Raw genomic sequence first — 17,496 nt, forward strand, 5'->3', positions numbered from 1 at the left:
ACCGGCCGTGCGGCGCCTAGCCTGACGTCATGGATTCCGTACTGGTCAGCGCGTGTCTGCGGGGTGTGCCGTGCCGTTACGACGGCCGTGACAAGGCGTCGCCGGAGGTCGACGACGCGCTGGCGGGCCGCGCGGTCGTCCCGTTCTGCCCGGAGGTCGCGGGCGGTCTGCCGACGCCGCGCCGCCCCGCCGAACTCGTCGGCGGCGACGGGCACGACGTCCTGGACGGCCGCGCCCGCGTCGTCGAGGACACCGGACGCGACGTGACCGCCGAGTTCGTGGCGGGCGCGCGGCGCGCCCTGGCCGCCGCGCACGCCGGCGGCTGCGCCGAGGCACTGCTCATGCCGCGCAGCCCTTCGTGCGGGCGCGGATCGGTGTACGACGGCACGTTCGGCGGCGAGCTGGTGACGGGCGACGGGGTCACCGCGGCACTGTTCGAACGGAACGGGATCACGGTGCGACCGGCACTACAATCCAGCCCCCCAGGAGCGGGACCAGAATCCACCCCCTCCGACACCCAAGGAGCGGGACCAGAATCCAGCCCCTCCGGCGTTTGAGGAGCGGGGTCCGGGGCAGAGCCCCGGGGGCCACCCACGGATCCGGCTCAAGGCCCAGGGGCCAGCCACGGCGGAGAGGTGCCATGACCAGCCAGACCAGCCAGCACAGCAAGACCGGCGAGAAGCGCAAGCACACGGACCGCCCGTACGACATCGTGCTCTTCGGAGCCACCGGCTTCGTGGGGGCGCTGACCGCCGAGTACCTGGCCGCGCACGCACCCGAAGGGCTGCGCTGGGCCGTCGCGGGCCGCGACACGGAGAAGCTGGCGCGGCTCAGGGACCGGCTCGCCGACGCCCACCCGGGGTGCGCCGAACTCCCGCTCGTCCAGGCCGATGTGGCCGACCCCCCGAGCCTGCGGGCGATGGCGGGCGACGCGCGCGTGGTCGCCACGACCGTCGGCCCCTATCTGACGTACGGCCAGGAGCTGGTCGCCGCGTGCGCCGAGGCGGGCACGGACTATCTCGACCTGACCGGTGAGCCCGAGTTCGTCGACCTGATGTACGTGCGGCACGACACCCGCGCGCGGGAGAGCGGCGCACGCCTCGTCCACGCCTGTGGCTTCGACTCGGTCCCGCACGACCTGGGCGCGTACTTCACCGTCAAGCAGCTGCCCGAGGGGGTGCCACTGCGCGTCGACGGCTTCGTACGGGCGGGCGCGCAGTTCTCCGGCGGCACCTTCGCCTCCGCGCTCAACCAGTTCGGGCGCGGCCCGCAGATGCTGGCCGCCGCGAAGGACCGGCGGCGGCACGAGCCGCGCCTGGTGGGACGCAAGGCGTACGCCCCGCCGAGCGCGCCCCGGTACGCGAGCGAGGTCGGCGCGTGGGCGCTGCCGCTGCCGACGATCGACCCGCAGGTGGTGCAGCGCTCGGCGCGGGCCCTCGACCGGTACGGTCCCGACTTCCGCTACCGGCACTACGCGGCCGTGAAGTCGCTGCCGGTCGCGCTCGGCGCCCCCGCGGCGCTGGCCGGTGTGCTCGCCGCGGCCCAACTTCCGCCCGCGCGCCGCTGGTTGTCGGCCCGCATCAAGCCCGGCGAGGGGCCGAGCGAGGAACGCCGCGCCAAGTCGTGGTTCTCGGTCCGCTTCGTCGGCGAGGGCGGCGGCACGCGGGTCTACACCGAGGTGTCGGGCGGCGACCCCGGGTACGACGAGACGGCGAAGATCCTCGCCGAGTCGGCGCTCTGCCTGGCGCTCGACGAGCTGCCCGAGGTGGCGGGGCAGGTCACCACGGCGGTCGCCATGGGCGACGCGCTGCTCGACCGGCTCACCGCCGCGGGGATCGGCTTCCGGGTCGCGGCGGTGCGCTGAGCCCGCTCGCGGCAGGGGCCCGGCTGCGTCAGGCGTCGACGGCCCGGCGCAGCGCCGCCCGGCACAGGGCGTCCGCGCGCCGCGTCGACTCCGGCAGGCGGTAGCGCGGCGTCAGGGCCAGCGTGTGGGCGCAGGCGGTGTCCAGGTCCACCCGGTGGCCCGCCGAGACGAACACCGGCTTGACGTCCGCGCGGGTCCGCAGCGCCCTGCCGACCTCCTCCGCACCGTCGAGCAGCGGCGCCGCGCTGCCCCGCGCCGCCCGCGGAGCCTCGTACGTGAAGGTGAAGGGGTTCTTGGCGACGCCCATCGTGGGCAGTCCGGTCAGCACGCCGAGGTGGCTCGCGAGGCCGAAGCGGCGCGGGTGCGCGATGCCGTAGCCGTCGCAGACGACGAGCCCCGGGTCCGCGGTCAGTCCGTCGAGCGCCGCGAGAACCGTGGGGATCTCGCGGAACGCCAGCAGGCCCGGCACGTAAGGGAAGGCCACCGTGCCCACCGCGGTGGCCTCCTCGACGACGTCGAGCGTGCCGCCGTCCAGGACGACGACGGCCGCGGCGACGATGTCCCGCTCGTCGTCGTAGGCGACGTCCACCCCCGTGACGTGTCCCTGCCCCGGCGGCGGGCCCGGCTCGTCGAGGACGACGCGGGCGCGCAGTTCGTCCTGGACGGCGCGGGCCGTCCGCTCGTCGGTGGGCCAGTCGGAGGGCGGCGCATAGCTGGTCATGGTGCGGATCAGCCTAGTTGGCCGGATGCGCGGGGAGCATCGAGGGGCCGACCGGCATCAAAGAAGCGTAAAGATTGCCGGGATCCGGCAATGACCGGTTCCGTCCGTGCATGCCAGGATCGTCCCGTACCGAGGTGAACGGCATGACGGGGGGAAGTGGTCCGATGACGGTGTTTCTGGGTCTCGGCATCGCGGGGGTCGTGCTGCTGGTCCTCTCGCTCGTCCTCGACGGGGTCCTCGAAGGACTCTTCGGCGGAGCGGGAGTTCTCGACGGGCTCTTCGACGGGCTCCTGTCACTTCCGGTCATCGCCGGGTTCGTGTCGATGCTCGGCTTCGGCGGGGCGATCGCGCTCGGCACCACCGGGCTCGGCGCCGGACCCGCCACCGCCGTGGGGGTCGGCGCCGGGACCGGGGCGGCATGGCTGACCTGGAAGGTCACCCGGGCCCTGATGCGCGACCAGACCGCGCGCACGCCCCGCGGCGACGACCTCGTGGGCAGCGCGGGTTCCGTGGTCACCGCGATCCCGGCGGACGGCTACGGCGAGGTGCTGCTCCGACTCGCCGGCCAGCCGGTGAAGTTCGCGGCCCGCAGCTCCGCCGCCGTGCCGCGGGGCGCCGAGATCTGGGTCGACGAGACCCTTTCGCCCACCTCGGTGGCGGTCCGGCCCGTGCAGCGCTGAGCCCGGCCGCGGCGGCGCGCGGCGGCAACGGGCCGCGGGCGCCGCAACCGAAAGACGTACGCAACCGATCTGCCGTCCCCCGGGAGGCAGGGGGGAATTCGCCATGAGTCCAGTCCTGACCGCCGTCGTCGGAGTCGTCGTACTCCTCGTCCTGTTGGCGCTCGTCGTCATCACCCGCTACAAGGTCGCGGGGCCGAGCGAGGCCTTCATCGTGACCGGGCGGCGCGGCAAGAAGTCCACCGATCCGGACACCGGCCGCGTGATGACCGACAACAGCGGCCAGAAGGTCGTGGTCGGCGGCGGCGTCTTCGTCGTGCCGTTCGTGCAGCAGAAGTTCACGCTCGACCTCTCCTCGCGGCACATCCCGATCGCGGTGCGCGGCGCGGTCACGCTGCGCGGTGTGAAGGCCAACCTCGAAGGCGTCGCCATCGTCAAGGTCGGCGGCACCGAGGACTCGATAAGGGCCGCGGCCCAGCGGTTCCTCGTGCAGCAGGACGGCATCGTCGGCTTCACCCAGGAGGTGCTCTCCGGCGCGCTGCGCTCCATCGTGGGGCGGATGTCGGTGGAGGACATCATCCGGGACCGCGCCGCGTTCGCGGGGCAGGTCGCCGAGGAGGCGGAGGCCAGCCTGTCCGGGCAGGGCCTGGTCCTCGACGCCTTCCAGATCCAGGACATCACCACCGAGGGCTCCTACCTGGAGGACCTCGGGCGCCCGGAGGCGGCCCGCGCCAAGCAGGAGGCCGACATCGCGGAGGCCGTCGCCCGCAGGGCCGCCGAGCAGGCACGCCTGAAGGCCGAGGAGGAGATCGCGGTCGCCCAGCGGACGTTCGCGCTCAAGCAGGCCGAGATCAAGGCCGAGACGGACGAGGCGTCGGCGCGGGCCGGGGCCGCGGGGCCGCTCGCCGAGGCGGCGCGCCAGCAGGAGGTCCTCACCGAGCAGGAGAAGGTCGCCAAGCGCCAGGCCGCGCTGACCGACAGCGAGTTGGACACGCAGGTCCGCAAGCCCGCCGACGCCGCGCGCTACCAGGCCGAGCAGGAGGCGGAGGCCCGCAGGATCGGCCTGGTCAAGCAGGCCGAGGCGGACGCCGAGCGGGCCCGGCTCACCGGTGAGGGCGAGAAGGCGCAGCGTGCCGCGCTCGCCGACGCCGTACGTCTGGAGGGCGAGGCCGAGGCCGCCGCGATCGGCGCGAAGGGCGCGGCGGAGGCCGAGGCGATGCTGAAGAAGGCGGACGCGTTCACGCAGTACGGCGACGCGGCGGTCCTGCAGATGCTGGTCGAGGTTCTGCCGAACGTCGTGGCCAAGGCGTCCGAGCCGCTCAGCGCGGTGGACAAGATGACGGTGATCTCCACGGACGGCGCGAGCCAGCTCTCGCGCACGGTCGCCGACAATGTCGCCCAGGGCGTGGAACTCCTCAGCTCCACCACGGGAGTCGACCTCGCGGAACTCCTCAAGGGGATCACCGGGGGTTCGCGCGGCACCGCCGCGGCGCCCGTGAAGAGCGCCGCGGACGACGCCCCCGACGCGGCGAACGGCCGGATCGAGATCACCACCTGAGACCGGTCCGACCCTCAACTCCGTGACCCCCTGGCCGTCCGCCAGGGGGTCACGTGCTTCACGGCTTGCGCGCGAGGCCGCCGTGCTCGCCGATGGGCGCCGCTGCGGGGGCGTCGGCGTCGGGCCGCCAGAAGGGCACCGAGACGACGCCGGGTTCGAGGAGTTCGAGGCCGTCGAAGAACGCGGCGATCTGGTCGACGGGGCGCAGGAAGTAGGGCACGGCGCCGGACGCGTTGTAGCCGTCCTGGGCCCTTTCGTACGCGGCGTCGATGCCCCGCGAACCGTCGTTGATGACCAGATAGCTGCCGGACGGCAGCGCGTCCACCAGGCGCCTGACGATGTCCCGCGCCCGGTCGTAGTCGGGCATGTGGCCCAGGATGTTGCTGAGGATCAGGGCGGTGGGCCGGGTCAGGTCCAGCGTCTGGGCTGCCGCCGCGAGGATGCGGTCGGGATCGGCCAGATCGGCGTCGACGTACGCGGTCGCCCCCTCGGGGGTGGACGTGAGCAGCGCGCGGGCGTGCGCGAGGACCATCGGGTCGTGGTCGACGTAGACGATCCTGGCCCGCGGGGCGAGCCGTTGGGCGACCTCATGGGTGTTGTCCACGGTCGGCAGGCCGGTCCCGATGTCCAGGAACTGCCGGATGCCCGCCTCGGTGACCAGGTGCGTGATGGTGCGGCGCAGGAAGGCGCGGCTGCCGCGGGCGACGGTGACGATGCCGGGGAAGACGGCGCTGTAGGCGTCGCCGGCCTGCTCGTCGACGGGGTAGTTGTCCTTCCCGCCGAGCCAGTAGTTCCAGATCCGGGCGGAGTGCGGCACCGACGTGTCGATGTGCTGATGTGCCGCCGCAGGTCCGGGCGTTGTCGCGTGGTCGGTCATGGGTCCCGTCCGTCTCTCCACCGAGCCGTGCATCGTGCACCGCACAACTTACGTCCCAACAGTTGCGCCATGCACACCAGTTCACGTTTCGGGGAGGGGCCCGGACGCGACGACCCGTCCAAGCGCGTCGATTCACCACAATTCGGCACGTCTTGCCTATGTTGAGCCGGCACACGATCCGCATCTAGTCCTGGACGGCACGTTGAACAAGAACCGCGTGAAGTACGCCCCTGTCTCCGGCATCGCGGCCCTGGCCGTACTCGTCGGCGCCCTGGCAGGACCGGCGGCCGCGACGCAGGACGCGGCCGCGGCCACCGCGCCGCGCACGGCTGTGACCGCGGCCGCCACCCCCCGCCCGACGCTCACCGCTCAGGCCACGGAGAGCGCCGTGCGGGCCTCGCAGCAGTTCCGCATCTTCGGTACGGCCCGCCACATGCCGCCCGGCACTCCCGTCACCCTGCAGCAGCGGCAGGGATCGCGGTGGGTGGACCTGCCCGCGACGGTGAACACCACGCCGCAGGGGACGTACACCCTGCGGGTCGTGCTCGATTTCAAGGGACGCAACTCCCTGCGCATCGTCGGCGGTGGCGCCGTATCCCCCATCGTGTACGTCACGGTCCACCACTGTCCGATCCAAGGGTGCTGACCCCCGTCCAGCACCGCTGCGCCCTTGCGCCTCGCTAGTGTGATCGGTTCGGTTGGACGTATCACTGGAAGAAGCACTGGGCGGGCCGCTGGTACGCGGCGGCCACGCCCCGGGGGGCGGTGTTCCGTGGAGGGGGAAGGCAGCATGAGCGGCAGGACGGACGACGAGGGGGTCTTACGGTTCTCGCTGCTGGGGCCCGTGCGGGCCTGGCGCGGTGCGCACGAGCTGGAACTCGGCGCTCCGCGCCAGCGGTCCGTGGCCGCCGCCCTGCTGCTGCGGGCCGGGCGCGGCATCCCCCGGGGACATCTCGTCCAGGCCGTGTGGGGCGAGCAGGCTCCGGCGTACGCGGTGAACCAGCTGCAGAAGTACGTCTCCGCGCTGCGCCGCACCCTCGAACCCGGCAGGCAGGCCCGGACCCCCGCCGGAATCCTCACCTGGTCCGACAGCGGCTACACCATCGAAGTGGAGCCGGACGCCGTCGACCTGACCGACTTCGAGCGCGGGGTCGGGCGGGGCCGCGCGGCGCGCGCCCGCGGGGAGACCGCACAAGCGGCGGCCGAACTGCACCGGGCCCTCGGCCTGTGGCGGGGCCCCGCGCTCGCCAATGTGTCGAGCGGGCTCCTCGACGCGGAGCGCGACCGGCTCGAAGAGCTGCGGGCCGCGGCCCTGGAGGAGCGCGTCCAGGCGGATCTCGACCTGGGGCGCCACCGCGCCCTCGTGCCCGAACTCTCCCGACTGACCGCGGACTTCCCGCTGCGCGAGGGCTTCACCGCCCTGCTGATGCTCGCCCTGTACCGCTCGGGCCGCCAGAGCGACGCCCTGAGCGTGTACCGGCGCATGCGCCACGACCTGCGGGAGGCGCTCGGCGCCGACCCGGGCGGGGAACTCCAGGAACTGCACGGCCGTATCCTGGCGGCGGAACCGTCGCTGGACGTCCCTCCGGCACCGGCTCCCCTCACCAAGGCGGTGGACGTCCCGCCGAGCCCGGCCCAGGACCTGCATCAACTCCCCATGGACCTGCCCGAGTTCATCGGGCGCGAGAGCGAGCTGACCGCGCTGCGGGAGGCCGTGGGCGAGCGGGGCACCGAGGACGGTGCCGGGGGCGTGGCCGTCGTCGCCATCGAGGGGATGGCCGGGGCGGGGAAGACCCGACTCGCCGTGCACGCCGCTCACCGGTTCGTCGCGGCCGGCCGCTTCACCGACGTACAACTCTGGGCCGATCTGCTGGGCTTCGCCGCCGACCGCGCGCCCGCCGATCCCGCGCAGGTGCTCGAGGACTTCCTGCGGCTCCTCGGCGTCCCGGGCCCCGACATCCCCGAACGGCTCGAAGCGCGCGCCGCCCTGTACCGCGCACGGCTCGCGGGCAGGCGCGCCCTGGTGGTCCTCGACGACGCCGCCGACGAGGAGCAGGTGCGGCACCTCCTCCCCGGCGACGCCTCGTGCCTGGTCCTCGTCACCAGCCGCCGCGTCCTGACCGGTCTCGACGGGGCACTGCCCGTCCGCCTGGGCGGCCTCGCGCCCGACGAGGCGGCCGCGCTCGTCCGGCGCGCCGCGGGCCGCGAGGGGGACGGGGACGGGTCCGACGAACTGCCCCTGCGGGTGGCCGAGTTGTGCGGACACCTGCCGCTCGCGGTGGCGCTCGCCGGGCGCAGGCTGCGCACCAGGCCCGCCTGGTCCATGGCCGATCTCGCCGAGCGCCTGGAGAGCGGCGAGGAGCGGCTGCGGCGGCTCTCCGTCGGCAAGCGGGCGGTGGACGCCGCCTTCGGCCTCTCCTACCGGTCGCTCTCCCCCGGCGCGCGGCGGGCCTTCCGGCTGCTCGTCCTGCACCCCGGCGACGACTGCACGCCGGACGCGGCCGCCGCCCTGCTCGGCACCGACCGCGCCACGGCCGAGGACGTCCTGGAGGCACTGCTCGACGAGCACCTGCTGGAGCAGCACACGGCAGGGCGCTACCGCTACCACGCCCTGCTGCGGCTGTACGCCCGCGAGCGGCTGCTCGCGGGCGAGAGCGAGGAGCAGCGCACGGCCGCCGTACTGCGCCTCGTGCGCTGGTACTGCGGCACGGCCGAGGCCGTCCGGCACCACCTCGACCCCGCACGGCGGCAGCACGCGCACCACCGGGCGCCGCAGCAGCTGCCGACCCATGCCGCAGGGGCGCTCGGCTGGCTGACGCAGGAACGCGGCGGCCTCCTGGCCATCAGCAACGAGGCCGCGCGCCGCAGTTGGCACGCGGAGGCGGCACGGCTCGCCGCGGCGGCGCACTCCTTCCTGGGGCTGCACGCGTACGGCACGGACAGCCTCACCGGTCTGCGCCTCGGCCTCACCGCGGCCCGCGAGGCACGCGACCACGGCAGGGAGGCCCGGCTCCTGTGCGACCTCGGCCTGGTCTACGACGCCATCGGCCGCCACCCGGAGGCGGAGGAGCAACTGCGGTCCGCCCTGGCCCGGTTCGAGGAGCTCGGCGACACGCACGGGGCGGCCGAGGCGCTGTGCGGTCTCGGCCACACCTCCGGGGCGCGCGGCCGCTACCAGGAGAGCAGGGAACGGCACGGCAGGGCGCTCTCGCTGTTCCGTGAGACCGGCGACCGGCACGGCGAAGCCCGCGCGACGGCGGGCCTCGGCCTGGCGAACTGGTTCGTGCACGACACCCGCACCGAGGCCGCCGCCCAGCACCGCACGGCCCTCACGATGCTCCGGGAGACCGGGGACCGCAGGAGGGAGGCCCAGGAACTGGCCCACCGCGGGCTCGCGCACTGGTTCTACGGCAACTATCCGCAGTGCGCCCGCGACCACCGCCGCGCCCTCGCGCTGTTCGAGGAGGCCGACGACCGGCGCGGGCAGGCGATGGCGCACCACGGGATCGGCCTCGCCGACTGGCACATGGGACGGCCGGTCGAGGCCGGTGAGCACCACCAGTACGCCCTCGCCACCTTCCGCGACCTCTGCGACCGCAGGGGCGAGGCCCTGACGCTCCAGCGGCTCGGGTACGTCCACTGGTGCATGGGCCGGTACGAGGAGGGCGAGCGCGAGCTGCGGCAGGCGCTCACCCTCTGCGCGGCGACCGGCAACCGCGGCACCGAGGCGTGGGCGCACACGTCGCTCGGCCATCTGTACCAGCGGCTGCGGCGGAACGGCGATGCCGACAGTCACCTCCACGAGGGGCTCGCGCTCGCCCGGGCCATCGGCGACCGGCACCCCGAGTCCAGCGCGCTGCTCGGTCTGGCCCTGGTCCGCCTGAACCAGGGCGAGTTGGACGCGTGCGAGGAGGGGGCCCGGCAGGCGCTCGCGCTCTCCCGGGAGATCGGCAATCCGCACGGCGAGGCCTGGGCCATGATCGGCCGGGGTCTCGCCCTCTGCTTCGGCGGGCGGCACGAGGCGGGCATCGAGTGGCACCGGCGGGCCGCCGCCGTGGCCCTGCGGATCGGTGAACCCCACACGGAAGCCATGGCCCTCAACGGAATCGGCTACGGCTGTACGCAGTTGGGGCGCCATGCGGAGGCCGAGCAGCGGCTGCGCGCCGCGCTCGCCTCCCGTCGGCGCATCCTGGACCGGCACGGCGAGGCCGAGACCCTCACCGACCTGGCCGCCCTGCTGCACCGCACCGGCCGCCCCGCCGCGGCCCGCACCGACGCCGGGCGCTCACAGTCGATCCGCGCGCACATCCTGCCCGGCGGGCGGTAGCGTCGCGGGCTCCTCGGACGGCGGCGCACAGCGCAGCGCGGCCAGCTGGGCGTCGAGGAGTGCCGTCTGGCGCTCGGGCGGGAACGCCGACGGGTTGAACAGGGCCTGCACCACCAGGCCGAGTACGAAGGACTGGGCACCGGCCGCGATGTCCGCGGGGTCCCCCGCGCGCAGTTCGCCGCGCTCCTGGGCCGCCGCCACCAGGTCGCGCAGCGTGTCGCGGCTCTGCCCGTACCTGCGGGCGTGATCGGCGCTCAACTCCGGGTCGGCGAGGGCGACATCCCAGGAGGAGACCCAGATCCGGTTGCTCGCGGTGGCCTCTTCGGTCAGCGGCAGGATGTCGAGCAGGGCGGCGCGGACGGCGGCGAGGCCCGTCGTGGCCGGGCGCCGTGGCCGGGCGGCGCTGCGCCGGGCGAGCAGGTCGAGGGCGTACGCGACCAGGTCGCGCTTGGCCGGGAAGTAGTGGGTGAGCAGACCGGTGGTCGCGCCCAGCTCGGCGGCGACGGCGCGCATCGTCAGACCGCCGAATCCATGCGCGGCGAGCACCCGCCAGACCGCCTCCGACACGTCGCGGCGGCGGGCCTCGTGATCTCCCTTGGTGCGTGGCATGCTGCTACGGTACATAGTCATAACGCTTGTTGTGTGAATGCGAGGTCACCATGTTCTCCCTGCCACTGCGCGACAACGCCCTCCTCCGGCCGCTCGAGCCCTGGCAGGCCGAGGAGTTCGCCGCCCACCTCGACCGGGCCCGCGAACACATCCGGCCCTGGGTCGGCCCCGCGTTCGTCACCGACGACGTCGAGGGCGCGCGGGCCACCCTGCGCAAGTACGCCGAGCGCCAGGCCGCCGACGAAGCCCGCCTCTTCGGCATCTGGCTCGACGGCACCCTGGTCGGCGGCGTGATGTTCGTCGGCTTCGACGCCGCGTCCGGCACCTGCGAGATCGGCTGCTGGTCCGAACCCGCGGGCGAGGGACACGGCCTGATCACCGAGGCCTGCCGCGCCCTGCTCGACTGGGCGTTCACCACCCGGGGCCTCTACCGCGCCGAGTGGCACTGCCGGGCCGACAACGAACGCAGCTCCGCGGTGGCCAAGCGCCTCGGCATGACGCTGGAAGGCGTGAAGCGCGGCACCTGGCCCTACGCGGGCACCCGCCACGACAAGCAGATGTGGGCGGTCCTCGCCCCGGAATGGCACGCCGACCGCCCGTGACCGGCGCGTTCCCCCACACCCGCCGTCCCGGCCCCGCCGCCCCTCGGGATACTTGGATCATGGGATGGGCACTGCGTTCCGCCGGGCCGGCGGACATAGAGACGATCGCCGAACTGCGGGCCGCCGTGATGCGCCCCGACCTCGAACGGCTCGGCCGGTTCGATCCGCACCGCGTGCGGCAGCGGCTGCGGGACTCCTTCTCCGCCGAGCACACGTCGGTGATCGAGACGGACGGCGCCTTCACCGGGTGCGTCACCCTGCGCCCCGACAACTCCGGGCGCCCCGGGCAGTGGCTGGAGCACTTCTACCTCGCCCCCGAGTCGCAGGGGCGTGGCCTCGGCTCCGCCGTCCTGCGCACACTGCTGCGGCGCACCGACGCGGCGGGCGCGACCGTCCGTCTCGACGTCCTCCGGGGCAGCGCCGCGCGCAGGCTCTACGAACGGCACGGCTTCACGGTCGAGCGCGCGGACGAGATCGACGTCTTCATGGTCCGGGCGCCGGGCGCCACCGCCTGACGCCCCGGCCGGGCGCCACGGGCCGCCGGGTAGCCTCGCGATCATGTTCATTCTCGAATTGACCTACACCGCCCCCGTCTCCGCCGTGGACGCGCAGCTGGAGGCCCATGTGGCCTGGCTCGACGAGCTCTACGAAGCCGGTGTCTTCATCGCGTCCGGGCGCAAGAACCCGCGCGACGGCGGGGTGATCATCGCCGTCGCGGCCGACCGCGCCCGGATCGAGCAGATCGCCGCGACGGACCCGTTCACGGTCGCCGGGGTGTGCGAGTACCGCATCACCGAGTTCATCGCGACGAAGACGGCGCCTGAACTCGGCGCGTATCGCGAGCAGTTGCCCTCCTAGCCCGCAGGGTGCGGTCGGGGCACTCAGCGCCGCTCCAGGCGGGCGATCCGTCCCTTCTCGCCGGACGCCCAGCAGCTGCCGTCCTCGACGCAGTCCACGGTGTCGTACGAACCGGTGTCGACCGTCCGCCAGGTGCGCCCGCCGTCCGCCGTGACGTCGGTGCCGGTCGGGCCGACGGCGAGCGCCGCGGAGCGGCTGTGCGGGAACCAGGCGACGCCCGAGCGGTAGGCGGGCGGCGGACGCCCCGAGGGGTCCCAGCTGCGGCCGCCGTCCCCGGTCACCGCCGCCGCCTTCGGTGACGGCTGGTCCGCGCGGTAGTCGCCGCCGACCGCGATGCCGTGCGTACGGTCGCGGAAGGCGAGTCCGAAGACGCCGCGGGCCGGGTCGCCCGCGGGGATCGGGGCGTCGGTGGCCGTCCAGGTGAGGCCCCGGTCCGCGGAGTGCAGGACACGCGCGCGTGCCGCGCCGCCGGTGGCCAGCCACACGTCGCGCGGCCCCGAGCCGACCAGGCACTGGCCGCTGGCCGCGAAGCCCGCCTCGCCCTCCTGCGCGGCGGGCATGCCCGCGTTCGGCAGGACCTTCCAGGAGCGGCCGCCGTCGGCGGTGGACAGGATCCGGTACCTGCCGTCGACCGGGTCGCTCATCGCGAGCCCGTGGCGGCGGTCGAAGAAGGTCATGCAGTCGTAGAACGCCTGGGCGTCGGTGTTGCGGAAGGACTCCGTCCAGGTCGCTCCGCCGTCCTCGGTGCGCAGCACCCGGGACGCCTCGCCCTCGCCGATGGCGAGCACCACGGCGCGGCGGCCGTCGAAGGCCTCCACGTCACGGAATTCGAGCGCGGCGACGCCCGGTGGGGAGACATCGCGCCAGGTCTTGCCGCCGTCGGAGGTGCGCAGGACGGTGCCCTTGGTGCCGGCCACCCAGGCCGTGCGGCGGCTGACGGCGGCCAGGCCGCGGAACCGCGCGTCGCTGCCGCTCTCCTTGAGCTGCCAGCTCAGGCCCCGGTTCGGGGTGCTTCCCGCGCCGTCGGCGAGTGCGGTGGAGGGTGCCGCGAGCGCGGCCCCTGCCAGTGCGGCTCCGCACAGTCCCACGAACACCGTGCGCCGCATCGTCTTCGTCTTCCCCATGCCCCTCATGGCGGGCGAAGCTAGCCGACCCGCCGGGCCTCGTCCAGATGGCCGGAAGGCATCCCCCCGACGAAGGTCGCGGGGAACCGTGGGCGCCTCCACGGTGTCGCGGTGACAGAGGTCACTCGGTCTCACCCACCCTCCGTGTGCACGGATCTCGTCATTCCGTCGTCTATCCAAGTGCCGACCCCAGTCGTCCAGCAGTCAGTGAGGGAGCAGGCGTTGTCCACCGTCATCGAGCAAGCCGTAGAGGCCCGCCTCGTCGCCGCCGCACCGCGGATGCCGACCATTCCCGCGACGCTCCACTACGACCAGCGGGACCCCTTCGCCGTACGGATGAGTTTCCCGGCGCCCGCGACCCTGGAGGGCGTCGAGGTCTACTGGACCTTCGCCCGCGAACTGCTCACGCTCGGGGTGGAAAGGGCGGTGGGCGACGGCGACGTGCGCGTGCGTCCCTACGGCTTCGACCGCACCGTCGTGGAGTTCCACGCCCCCGAGGGCACCGCGATCGTCCACATCCGCACCGGCGAGCTCCGTCACTTCCTGCACCGCACCATGGCCCTGGTGGCCGTCGGCCAGGAGCACCACCACGTCGACCTGGACGAGGACCTCGCCGAGCTGATGCGCGACGCCTGCTGAACGGCATGTACACGGGCCCGCCCCACCGGGCCTCACTCAGCCGCCGAGCAGTGCATTGAGCTCTCCGTAGTCGAGCCCGCCGGCCAGCGACTCGTACGTCCCCCGCGACAGCAGCTCGCGCGCGGCCTCCCGTACGACGGCGTGCGCGGCCTGGGCGATGCCCGCGCCGACGCTGATCCGTGCGACGCCGAGCGCGGCGAACTCGGCGACCGAGGGCGCCCCCGGCCCCGCCATCACGTTGAGTGGCCCCCCGACCCCCGCGACGAGCGCCTTGACCGTCTCCGGGTCGACGACGCCGGGCACGAAGATCCCGTCCGCCCCTGCCGCGCGATAGGCGGCCGCCCGCTCCATGGTGAGCGCGAGGCGGTCCGCACGCTCCCCCACGCCGCGCAGATAGGTGTCCACGCGCGCGTTGACGAACAGCGGCACGCCCGCCGCGTCCGCCGCCGCCCGGGCCGCGCCGATCCGCTCCGCCTGCCCCATGACGGACCGCAGCGGCGCGTCCCCCTCGTACGCGGCGTCCTCGATGTTCACGCCGACGGCCCCCGCGGCGAGCACCGCGCGCACCGTCCCGGCGACGGCTGCCGCGTCGGCGCCGTAGCCGCTCTCGATGTCGGCGGTCACGGGCACGTCCACCACGTCGGCGATCGCGGCGACGGCCGCCAGCGCGCGGTCCCTGCCGAGCCGGTCGCCGTCCGCGGTGCCCAGGTCCCAGGCGACACCCGCGCTGGTGGTGGCGACGGCCGTGGCTCCCGCGGCCTCGACGATGCGGGCGCTCGCGACGTCCCAGGTGTTGGGGAGCACGAGGGGGCGCCCCGGTATGTGCAGGGCGCGGAAGCCGAGGGCCGTGTCGCGCAGCGCGTCGGCGGGACGGTTCGTCGTCATGCGTCGCACTCAACCAGCGCCGGGTGCCCGGAGTCTGGCGGGAATCCGACATCTGCGTGACGCCGCGGGAACGCCCGGTCCGCTCCGCGGTTCAACCGCCCCCGCCGCCCGACGAGCGGGCCGCCTCCGCCGATGCCACCGCCGAGCCCAGCGCGTCACGGAGTTTCGACATCAGCGCGCGCAGCTCCGGCGATGTGCCACCGGCCCGGTCGGTCAGCTCGTCGAGCCTGTCCTTGTACCGCCTGCGGTCCTTGCCCGACACGACCGTGCGCAGCTTGCCGGTGGCCGCGCACACGACCAGGGCGGCCTCCTCCTGGGGCACCTCCGCGACGGGCTGCCCGCCGCGCAGCACCGCGAGCGCCTCCGCGTGCAGCACCTCGGCATGTCCCGCACGCTCCAGCACGAAGCGCCGCGCGGGGAAGAGACCGAGGATCCGGCCGCGCTCGGCCCGCAGATAACCCTGGGTGATCAGCTGCTCGCGGACCGCGCCCAGGGTGGTGCGCGAGCGGTGCGTCAGCCAGCCGCGCCAGGTGCGCGGCCTGGACTGCTCGACGAGCTCGGCGAGGGCGTCGAGCACCGGGTCGCCGGTGCGGGCGCCGACGACCGGGGTGACGATGCGGTCCTGCTCGAACAGCACGCCGCGCTGGGCGAGTTCGGCAAGGGCGCCCGCCCGGACGGCCAGGTGCAGATCGGGGGCGCCGGTGATCTTGTCCCGGCTCGTGTTCCAGGCCAGCAGGAAGAGCCTGGCGGGCAGTGACAGCGTTCCGTAGTGCACGGCGCCTCCTCGTACCGATCACCAAGGCGGGCGGGGCCCACCACACATCACGTTGACACGCGCCGGGCCCTGCTCCTACGGTTGCAGCGGTTCTGTTGCCGTCGACAGGAGAAGGACGTTGCTCGCTTGAGGTCATGAGACACCGCGTCACACAGCATTCGCTGTGCTGCACGTCGCGTGCGACCTCGGCATACGAGCCGTCCCGTCCCCCGGCACAGGCCTTTTCTTTTTCCGGTTCCCTTCCGGATCCCTTTCGGCCTCACCTTCGCCGCGGTGTCTCGAACGCGTTGCCCCTGACCACGCTTCACCCCACGCAACCGCGAGGCCTGTATGTCTACTTTCCCCACCTCCATCACCTGCACGTCGCTCTCCTTCGGCTGGGGCGACGGCACCGGCGTCTTCGACGACCTCCAGGTGGCCTTCGGGCCCGGCAGGACCGGGCTCATCGGCGTCAACGGGTCAGGAAAGTCCACCCTGTTGAAGCTGATCGCCGGTGAGCTGACGCCCACCGAAGGCACCGTCAAGGTCGCGGGCGAGGTCGGTTACCTGCCGCAGAACGTCACCCTGGACACCGGCCTGCGCGTCGACGACGTGCTCGGCATCGCCGCGACCCGCGCCGCGCTGCACGCCATCGAGGCGGGCGACGCGAGCGAGGAGCACTTCGCCGTGCTCGGCGACGACTGGGACGTCGAGGAGCGCGCGCTCGCCACCCTCGACCAGCTCGGGCTCGGCCACATCGGCCTTGACCGCACCACGGGCGAGGTGTCCGGCGGCGAGTCGGTGCTGCTGCGCCTTGCCGCGCTGCTCCTTCGCCGGCCCGACGTCCTGCTGCTCGACGAGCCGACCAATAATCTCGACCTGTACGCCCGGCGGCGCCTGTACGCGGCCGTCGAGGCCTGGCCCGGGGTGCTCGTCGTGGTCAGCCACGACCGTGAACTCCTGGATCTCGTCGACCAGATCGCCGATCTGCGCGAGGGCGAGGTCACCTGGTACGGCGGGAACTTCTCCGCGTACGAGGAGGCCCTCGCCGTCGAACAGGAGGCGGCGGAGCGCATGGTGCGCGTCGCCGAGTCCGATCTGCGCAAGCAGAAGCGCGAACTGGCCGATGCCCAGGTCAAGTTGGCCCGCCGCAAGCGGTACGGCCAGAAGATGTGGGACCAGAAGCGCGAGCCGAAGATCGTCATGGGTGCGCGCAAGCGGGCCGCCCAGGAGTCGGCGGGCAAGCACCGCATCCTGCACGAGGAGCGGCTCGCCGAGGCCAAGGAGCGCCTGGACGACGCCGTCGAGGCGGTGCGGGACGACGACGAGATCCGCGTCGACCTGCCGCACACCCTGGTCCACCCGGGGCGCACCGTGCTCACCCTCAGCGGCCTCGAACTGTGCTACGGAGCCCGTGTGAAGGGCGAGTTCGAGCTGCGCGGCCCCGAGCGGATCGCGCTCATCGGACGCAACGGCGCGGGCAAGACCACCCTGCTCCGTACGATCGCCGGGGAGCTCGCCCCGGTGGCGGGCGAGGCGCTGACACATGTCCCGATGCGGTTCCTGCCGCAGCGCCTGGACGTGCTCGACGACGAGCTGACCGTCGCCGAGAACGTGGCGGCGTACGCTCCCGACGCCACGAACAACCGTGTCAGGGCGCGCCTGGCCCGCTTCCTGTTCAAGGGGGCCAAGGCCGACCAGCGGGCGGCGACCCTGTCGGGCGGCGAGCGGTTCCGTGCCGCGCTCGCCGCGCTGCTGCTCGCGGAGCCCGCACCGCAGCTGCTCATGCTCGACGAGCCGACCAACAACCTCGACATGGCGAGCGTGAGGCAGCTGTCGACGGCCCTGGATTCGTACGAGGGGGCGCTGATCGTGGCCAGTCACGACCTGCCGTTCCTGGAGTCCATCGGCATCACGCGGTGGCTGCTCCTGGACGGAGAACTGACGGAGATCACCCAGGAAAAGAAGACAGAAGCTGTCGGGTATTCCGGCTAGCTTCGG

At 73.6% G+C, this 17,496-nt stretch carries 17 protein-coding genes; 11 read left to right on the forward strand and 6 right to left on the reverse strand.

The window, feature by feature from the left end:
• Positions 1-29: 29 nt before the first annotated feature.
• Entirely contained in the window at positions 30-557 is a 528-nt protein-coding gene (locus ACFWZ2_RS00550) for a DUF523 domain-containing protein (protein ID WP_384539582.1), read from the forward strand.
• Positions 558-640: 83 nt separating this feature from the next.
• Positions 641-1,864, forward strand: coding sequence for a saccharopine dehydrogenase family protein (locus ACFWZ2_RS00555; protein WP_384539584.1), 1,224 nt, complete (start codon positions 641-643; stop codon positions 1,862-1,864).
• 28 nt (positions 1,865-1,892) lie between these two features.
• On the opposite strand, the gene ACFWZ2_RS00560 is transcribed toward ACFWZ2_RS00555, so the two are convergent.
• Positions 1,893-2,585, reverse strand: coding sequence for an endonuclease V (locus tag ACFWZ2_RS00560; RefSeq protein ID WP_384539587.1), 693 nt, complete (start codon positions 2,583-2,585; stop codon positions 1,893-1,895).
• Between the two features lie 164 nt (positions 2,586-2,749).
• Here ACFWZ2_RS00560 and ACFWZ2_RS00565 point away from each other — a divergent pair, with 164 nt between their 5' ends.
• Both ACFWZ2_RS00565 and ACFWZ2_RS00570 read left to right on the forward strand, forming a co-directional pair.
• Positions 2,750-3,265 carry a hypothetical protein gene (locus ACFWZ2_RS00565; protein ID WP_384539589.1) on the forward strand — a complete coding sequence of 172 codons (516 nt, stop codon included), beginning with the start codon at positions 2,750-2,752 and terminating at the stop codon, positions 3,263-3,265.
• A gap of 103 nt (positions 3,266-3,368) precedes the next feature.
• Entirely contained in the window at positions 3,369-4,820 is a 1,452-nt protein-coding gene (locus ACFWZ2_RS00570) for a flotillin family protein (protein WP_384539591.1), read from the forward strand.
• A 58-nt stretch (positions 4,821-4,878) separates the two neighbouring features.
• On the opposite strand, the gene ACFWZ2_RS00575 is transcribed toward ACFWZ2_RS00570, so the two are convergent.
• The gene (locus ACFWZ2_RS00575) at positions 4,879-5,697 is read right to left on the reverse strand and encodes an SAM-dependent methyltransferase (protein ID WP_384539594.1); all 819 of its coding nucleotides are present in this window, start codon (positions 5,695-5,697) and stop codon (positions 4,879-4,881) included.
• Positions 5,698-5,914: 217 nt separating this feature from the next.
• Between ACFWZ2_RS00575 and ACFWZ2_RS00580 the strand changes: the two genes are divergently transcribed.
• Together ACFWZ2_RS00580 and ACFWZ2_RS00585 are read left to right on the forward strand one after the other, a co-directional pair.
• Entirely contained in the window at positions 5,915-6,343 is a 429-nt protein-coding gene (locus tag ACFWZ2_RS00580; protein ID WP_384539597.1) for a hypothetical protein, read from the forward strand.
• A 144-nt stretch (positions 6,344-6,487) separates the two neighbouring features.
• Positions 6,488-10,024 carry a BTAD domain-containing putative transcriptional regulator gene (locus ACFWZ2_RS00585; protein ID WP_384539600.1) on the forward strand — a complete coding sequence of 1,179 codons (3,537 nt, stop codon included), beginning with the start codon at positions 6,488-6,490 and terminating at the stop codon, positions 10,022-10,024.
• Here ACFWZ2_RS00585 and ACFWZ2_RS00590 read toward each other — a convergent pair.
• Positions 9,983-10,633, reverse strand: coding sequence for a TetR/AcrR family transcriptional regulator (locus tag ACFWZ2_RS00590; RefSeq protein WP_384539602.1), 651 nt, complete (start codon positions 10,631-10,633; stop codon positions 9,983-9,985). The genes ACFWZ2_RS00585 and ACFWZ2_RS00590 overlap by 42 nt on opposite strands.
• Positions 10,634-10,683: 50 nt before the next feature.
• Here ACFWZ2_RS00590 and ACFWZ2_RS00595 point away from each other — a divergent pair, with 50 nt between their 5' ends.
• Genes ACFWZ2_RS00595 through ACFWZ2_RS00605 form a run of 3 tightly spaced genes read left to right on the forward strand, consistent with a single transcriptional unit; the run spans position 10,684 to position 12,093 of the window.
• The gene (locus ACFWZ2_RS00595; protein WP_384539605.1) at positions 10,684-11,235 is read left to right on the forward strand and encodes a GNAT family N-acetyltransferase; all 552 of its coding nucleotides are present in this window, start codon (positions 10,684-10,686) and stop codon (positions 11,233-11,235) included.
• Between the two features lie 59 nt (positions 11,236-11,294).
• Positions 11,295-11,750 carry a GNAT family N-acetyltransferase gene (locus tag ACFWZ2_RS00600; protein WP_384539607.1) on the forward strand — a complete coding sequence of 152 codons (456 nt, stop codon included), beginning with the start codon at positions 11,295-11,297 and terminating at the stop codon, positions 11,748-11,750.
• A 43-nt stretch (positions 11,751-11,793) separates the two neighbouring features.
• Positions 11,794-12,093, forward strand: coding sequence for a YciI family protein (locus tag ACFWZ2_RS00605; RefSeq protein ID WP_384539609.1), 300 nt, complete (start codon positions 11,794-11,796; stop codon positions 12,091-12,093).
• Between the two features lie 23 nt (positions 12,094-12,116).
• Here ACFWZ2_RS00605 and ACFWZ2_RS00610 read toward each other — a convergent pair whose 3' ends face one another.
• Entirely contained in the window at positions 12,117-13,226 is a 1,110-nt protein-coding gene (locus ACFWZ2_RS00610) for a WD40/YVTN/BNR-like repeat-containing protein (protein ID WP_384539612.1), read from the reverse strand.
• A gap of 213 nt (positions 13,227-13,439) precedes the next feature.
• Here ACFWZ2_RS00610 and ACFWZ2_RS00615 point away from each other — a divergent pair, with 213 nt between their 5' ends.
• Positions 13,440-13,856 (forward strand): SsgA family sporulation/cell division regulator, encoded by a 417-nt coding sequence (locus tag ACFWZ2_RS00615; RefSeq protein ID WP_384539614.1) that lies wholly within the window; start codon positions 13,440-13,442, stop codon positions 13,854-13,856.
• 36 nt (positions 13,857-13,892) lie between these two features.
• Here ACFWZ2_RS00615 and ACFWZ2_RS00620 read toward each other — a convergent pair whose 3' ends face one another.
• Positions 13,893-14,741: an isocitrate lyase/phosphoenolpyruvate mutase family protein gene (locus ACFWZ2_RS00620; protein ID WP_384539616.1), complete on the reverse strand. Its 849-nt coding sequence runs from the start codon at positions 14,739-14,741 to the stop codon at positions 13,893-13,895.
• A 91-nt stretch (positions 14,742-14,832) separates the two neighbouring features.
• Positions 14,833-15,516, reverse strand: coding sequence for a GPP34 family phosphoprotein (locus tag ACFWZ2_RS00625; RefSeq protein WP_384539619.1), 684 nt, complete (start codon positions 15,514-15,516; stop codon positions 14,833-14,835).
• 330 nt (positions 15,517-15,846) lie between these two features.
• On the opposite strand from ACFWZ2_RS00625, the gene ACFWZ2_RS00630 reads away from it, so the two are divergent.
• A complete protein-coding gene (locus tag ACFWZ2_RS00630) occupies positions 15,847-17,490 on the forward strand; it encodes an ABC-F family ATP-binding cassette domain-containing protein (protein WP_384539622.1) in 1,644 nt (547 codons plus the stop codon).
• Positions 17,491-17,496: the final 6 nt, after the last annotated feature.

The sequence above is a fragment of the Streptomyces sp. NPDC059002 genome, assembly GCF_042740435.1.
In the GTDB taxonomy this organism is placed as follows: Bacteria; Actinomycetota; Actinomycetes; order Streptomycetales; family Streptomycetaceae; genus Streptomyces.

Coding starts and splice junctions, on each gene's coding strand:
- ACFWZ2_RS00630 (WP_384539622.1), top strand. CDS start 15,847: ATGTCTACTTTCCCCACCTCCATCACCTGCACGTCGCTCTCCTTCGGC.
- ACFWZ2_RS00585 (WP_384539600.1), top strand. CDS start 6,488: ATGAGCGGCAGGACGGACGACGAGGGGGTCTTACGGTTCTCGCTGCTG.
- ACFWZ2_RS00570 (WP_384539591.1), top strand. CDS start 3,369: ATGAGTCCAGTCCTGACCGCCGTCGTCGGAGTCGTCGTACTCCTCGTC.
- ACFWZ2_RS00550 (WP_384539582.1), top strand. CDS start 30: ATGGATTCCGTACTGGTCAGCGCGTGTCTGCGGGGTGTGCCGTGCCGT.
- ACFWZ2_RS00600 (WP_384539607.1), top strand. CDS start 11,295: ATGGGATGGGCACTGCGTTCCGCCGGGCCGGCGGACATAGAGACGATC.
- ACFWZ2_RS00620 (WP_384539616.1), bottom strand. CDS start 14,741: ATGACGACGAACCGTCCCGCCGACGCGCTGCGCGACACGGCCCTCGGC.
- ACFWZ2_RS00560 (WP_384539587.1), bottom strand. CDS start 2,585: ATGACCAGCTATGCGCCGCCCTCCGACTGGCCCACCGACGAGCGGACG.
- ACFWZ2_RS00590 (WP_384539602.1), bottom strand. CDS start 10,633: ATGCCACGCACCAAGGGAGATCACGAGGCCCGCCGCCGCGACGTGTCG.
- ACFWZ2_RS00565 (WP_384539589.1), top strand. CDS start 2,750: ATGACGGTGTTTCTGGGTCTCGGCATCGCGGGGGTCGTGCTGCTGGTC.
- ACFWZ2_RS00555 (WP_384539584.1), top strand. CDS start 641: ATGACCAGCCAGACCAGCCAGCACAGCAAGACCGGCGAGAAGCGCAAG.
- ACFWZ2_RS00610 (WP_384539612.1), bottom strand. CDS start 13,226: ATGAGGGGCATGGGGAAGACGAAGACGATGCGGCGCACGGTGTTCGTG.
- ACFWZ2_RS00575 (WP_384539594.1), bottom strand. CDS start 5,697: ATGACCGACCACGCGACAACGCCCGGACCTGCGGCGGCACATCAGCAC.
- ACFWZ2_RS00605 (WP_384539609.1), top strand. CDS start 11,794: ATGTTCATTCTCGAATTGACCTACACCGCCCCCGTCTCCGCCGTGGAC.
- ACFWZ2_RS00595 (WP_384539605.1), top strand. CDS start 10,684: ATGTTCTCCCTGCCACTGCGCGACAACGCCCTCCTCCGGCCGCTCGAG.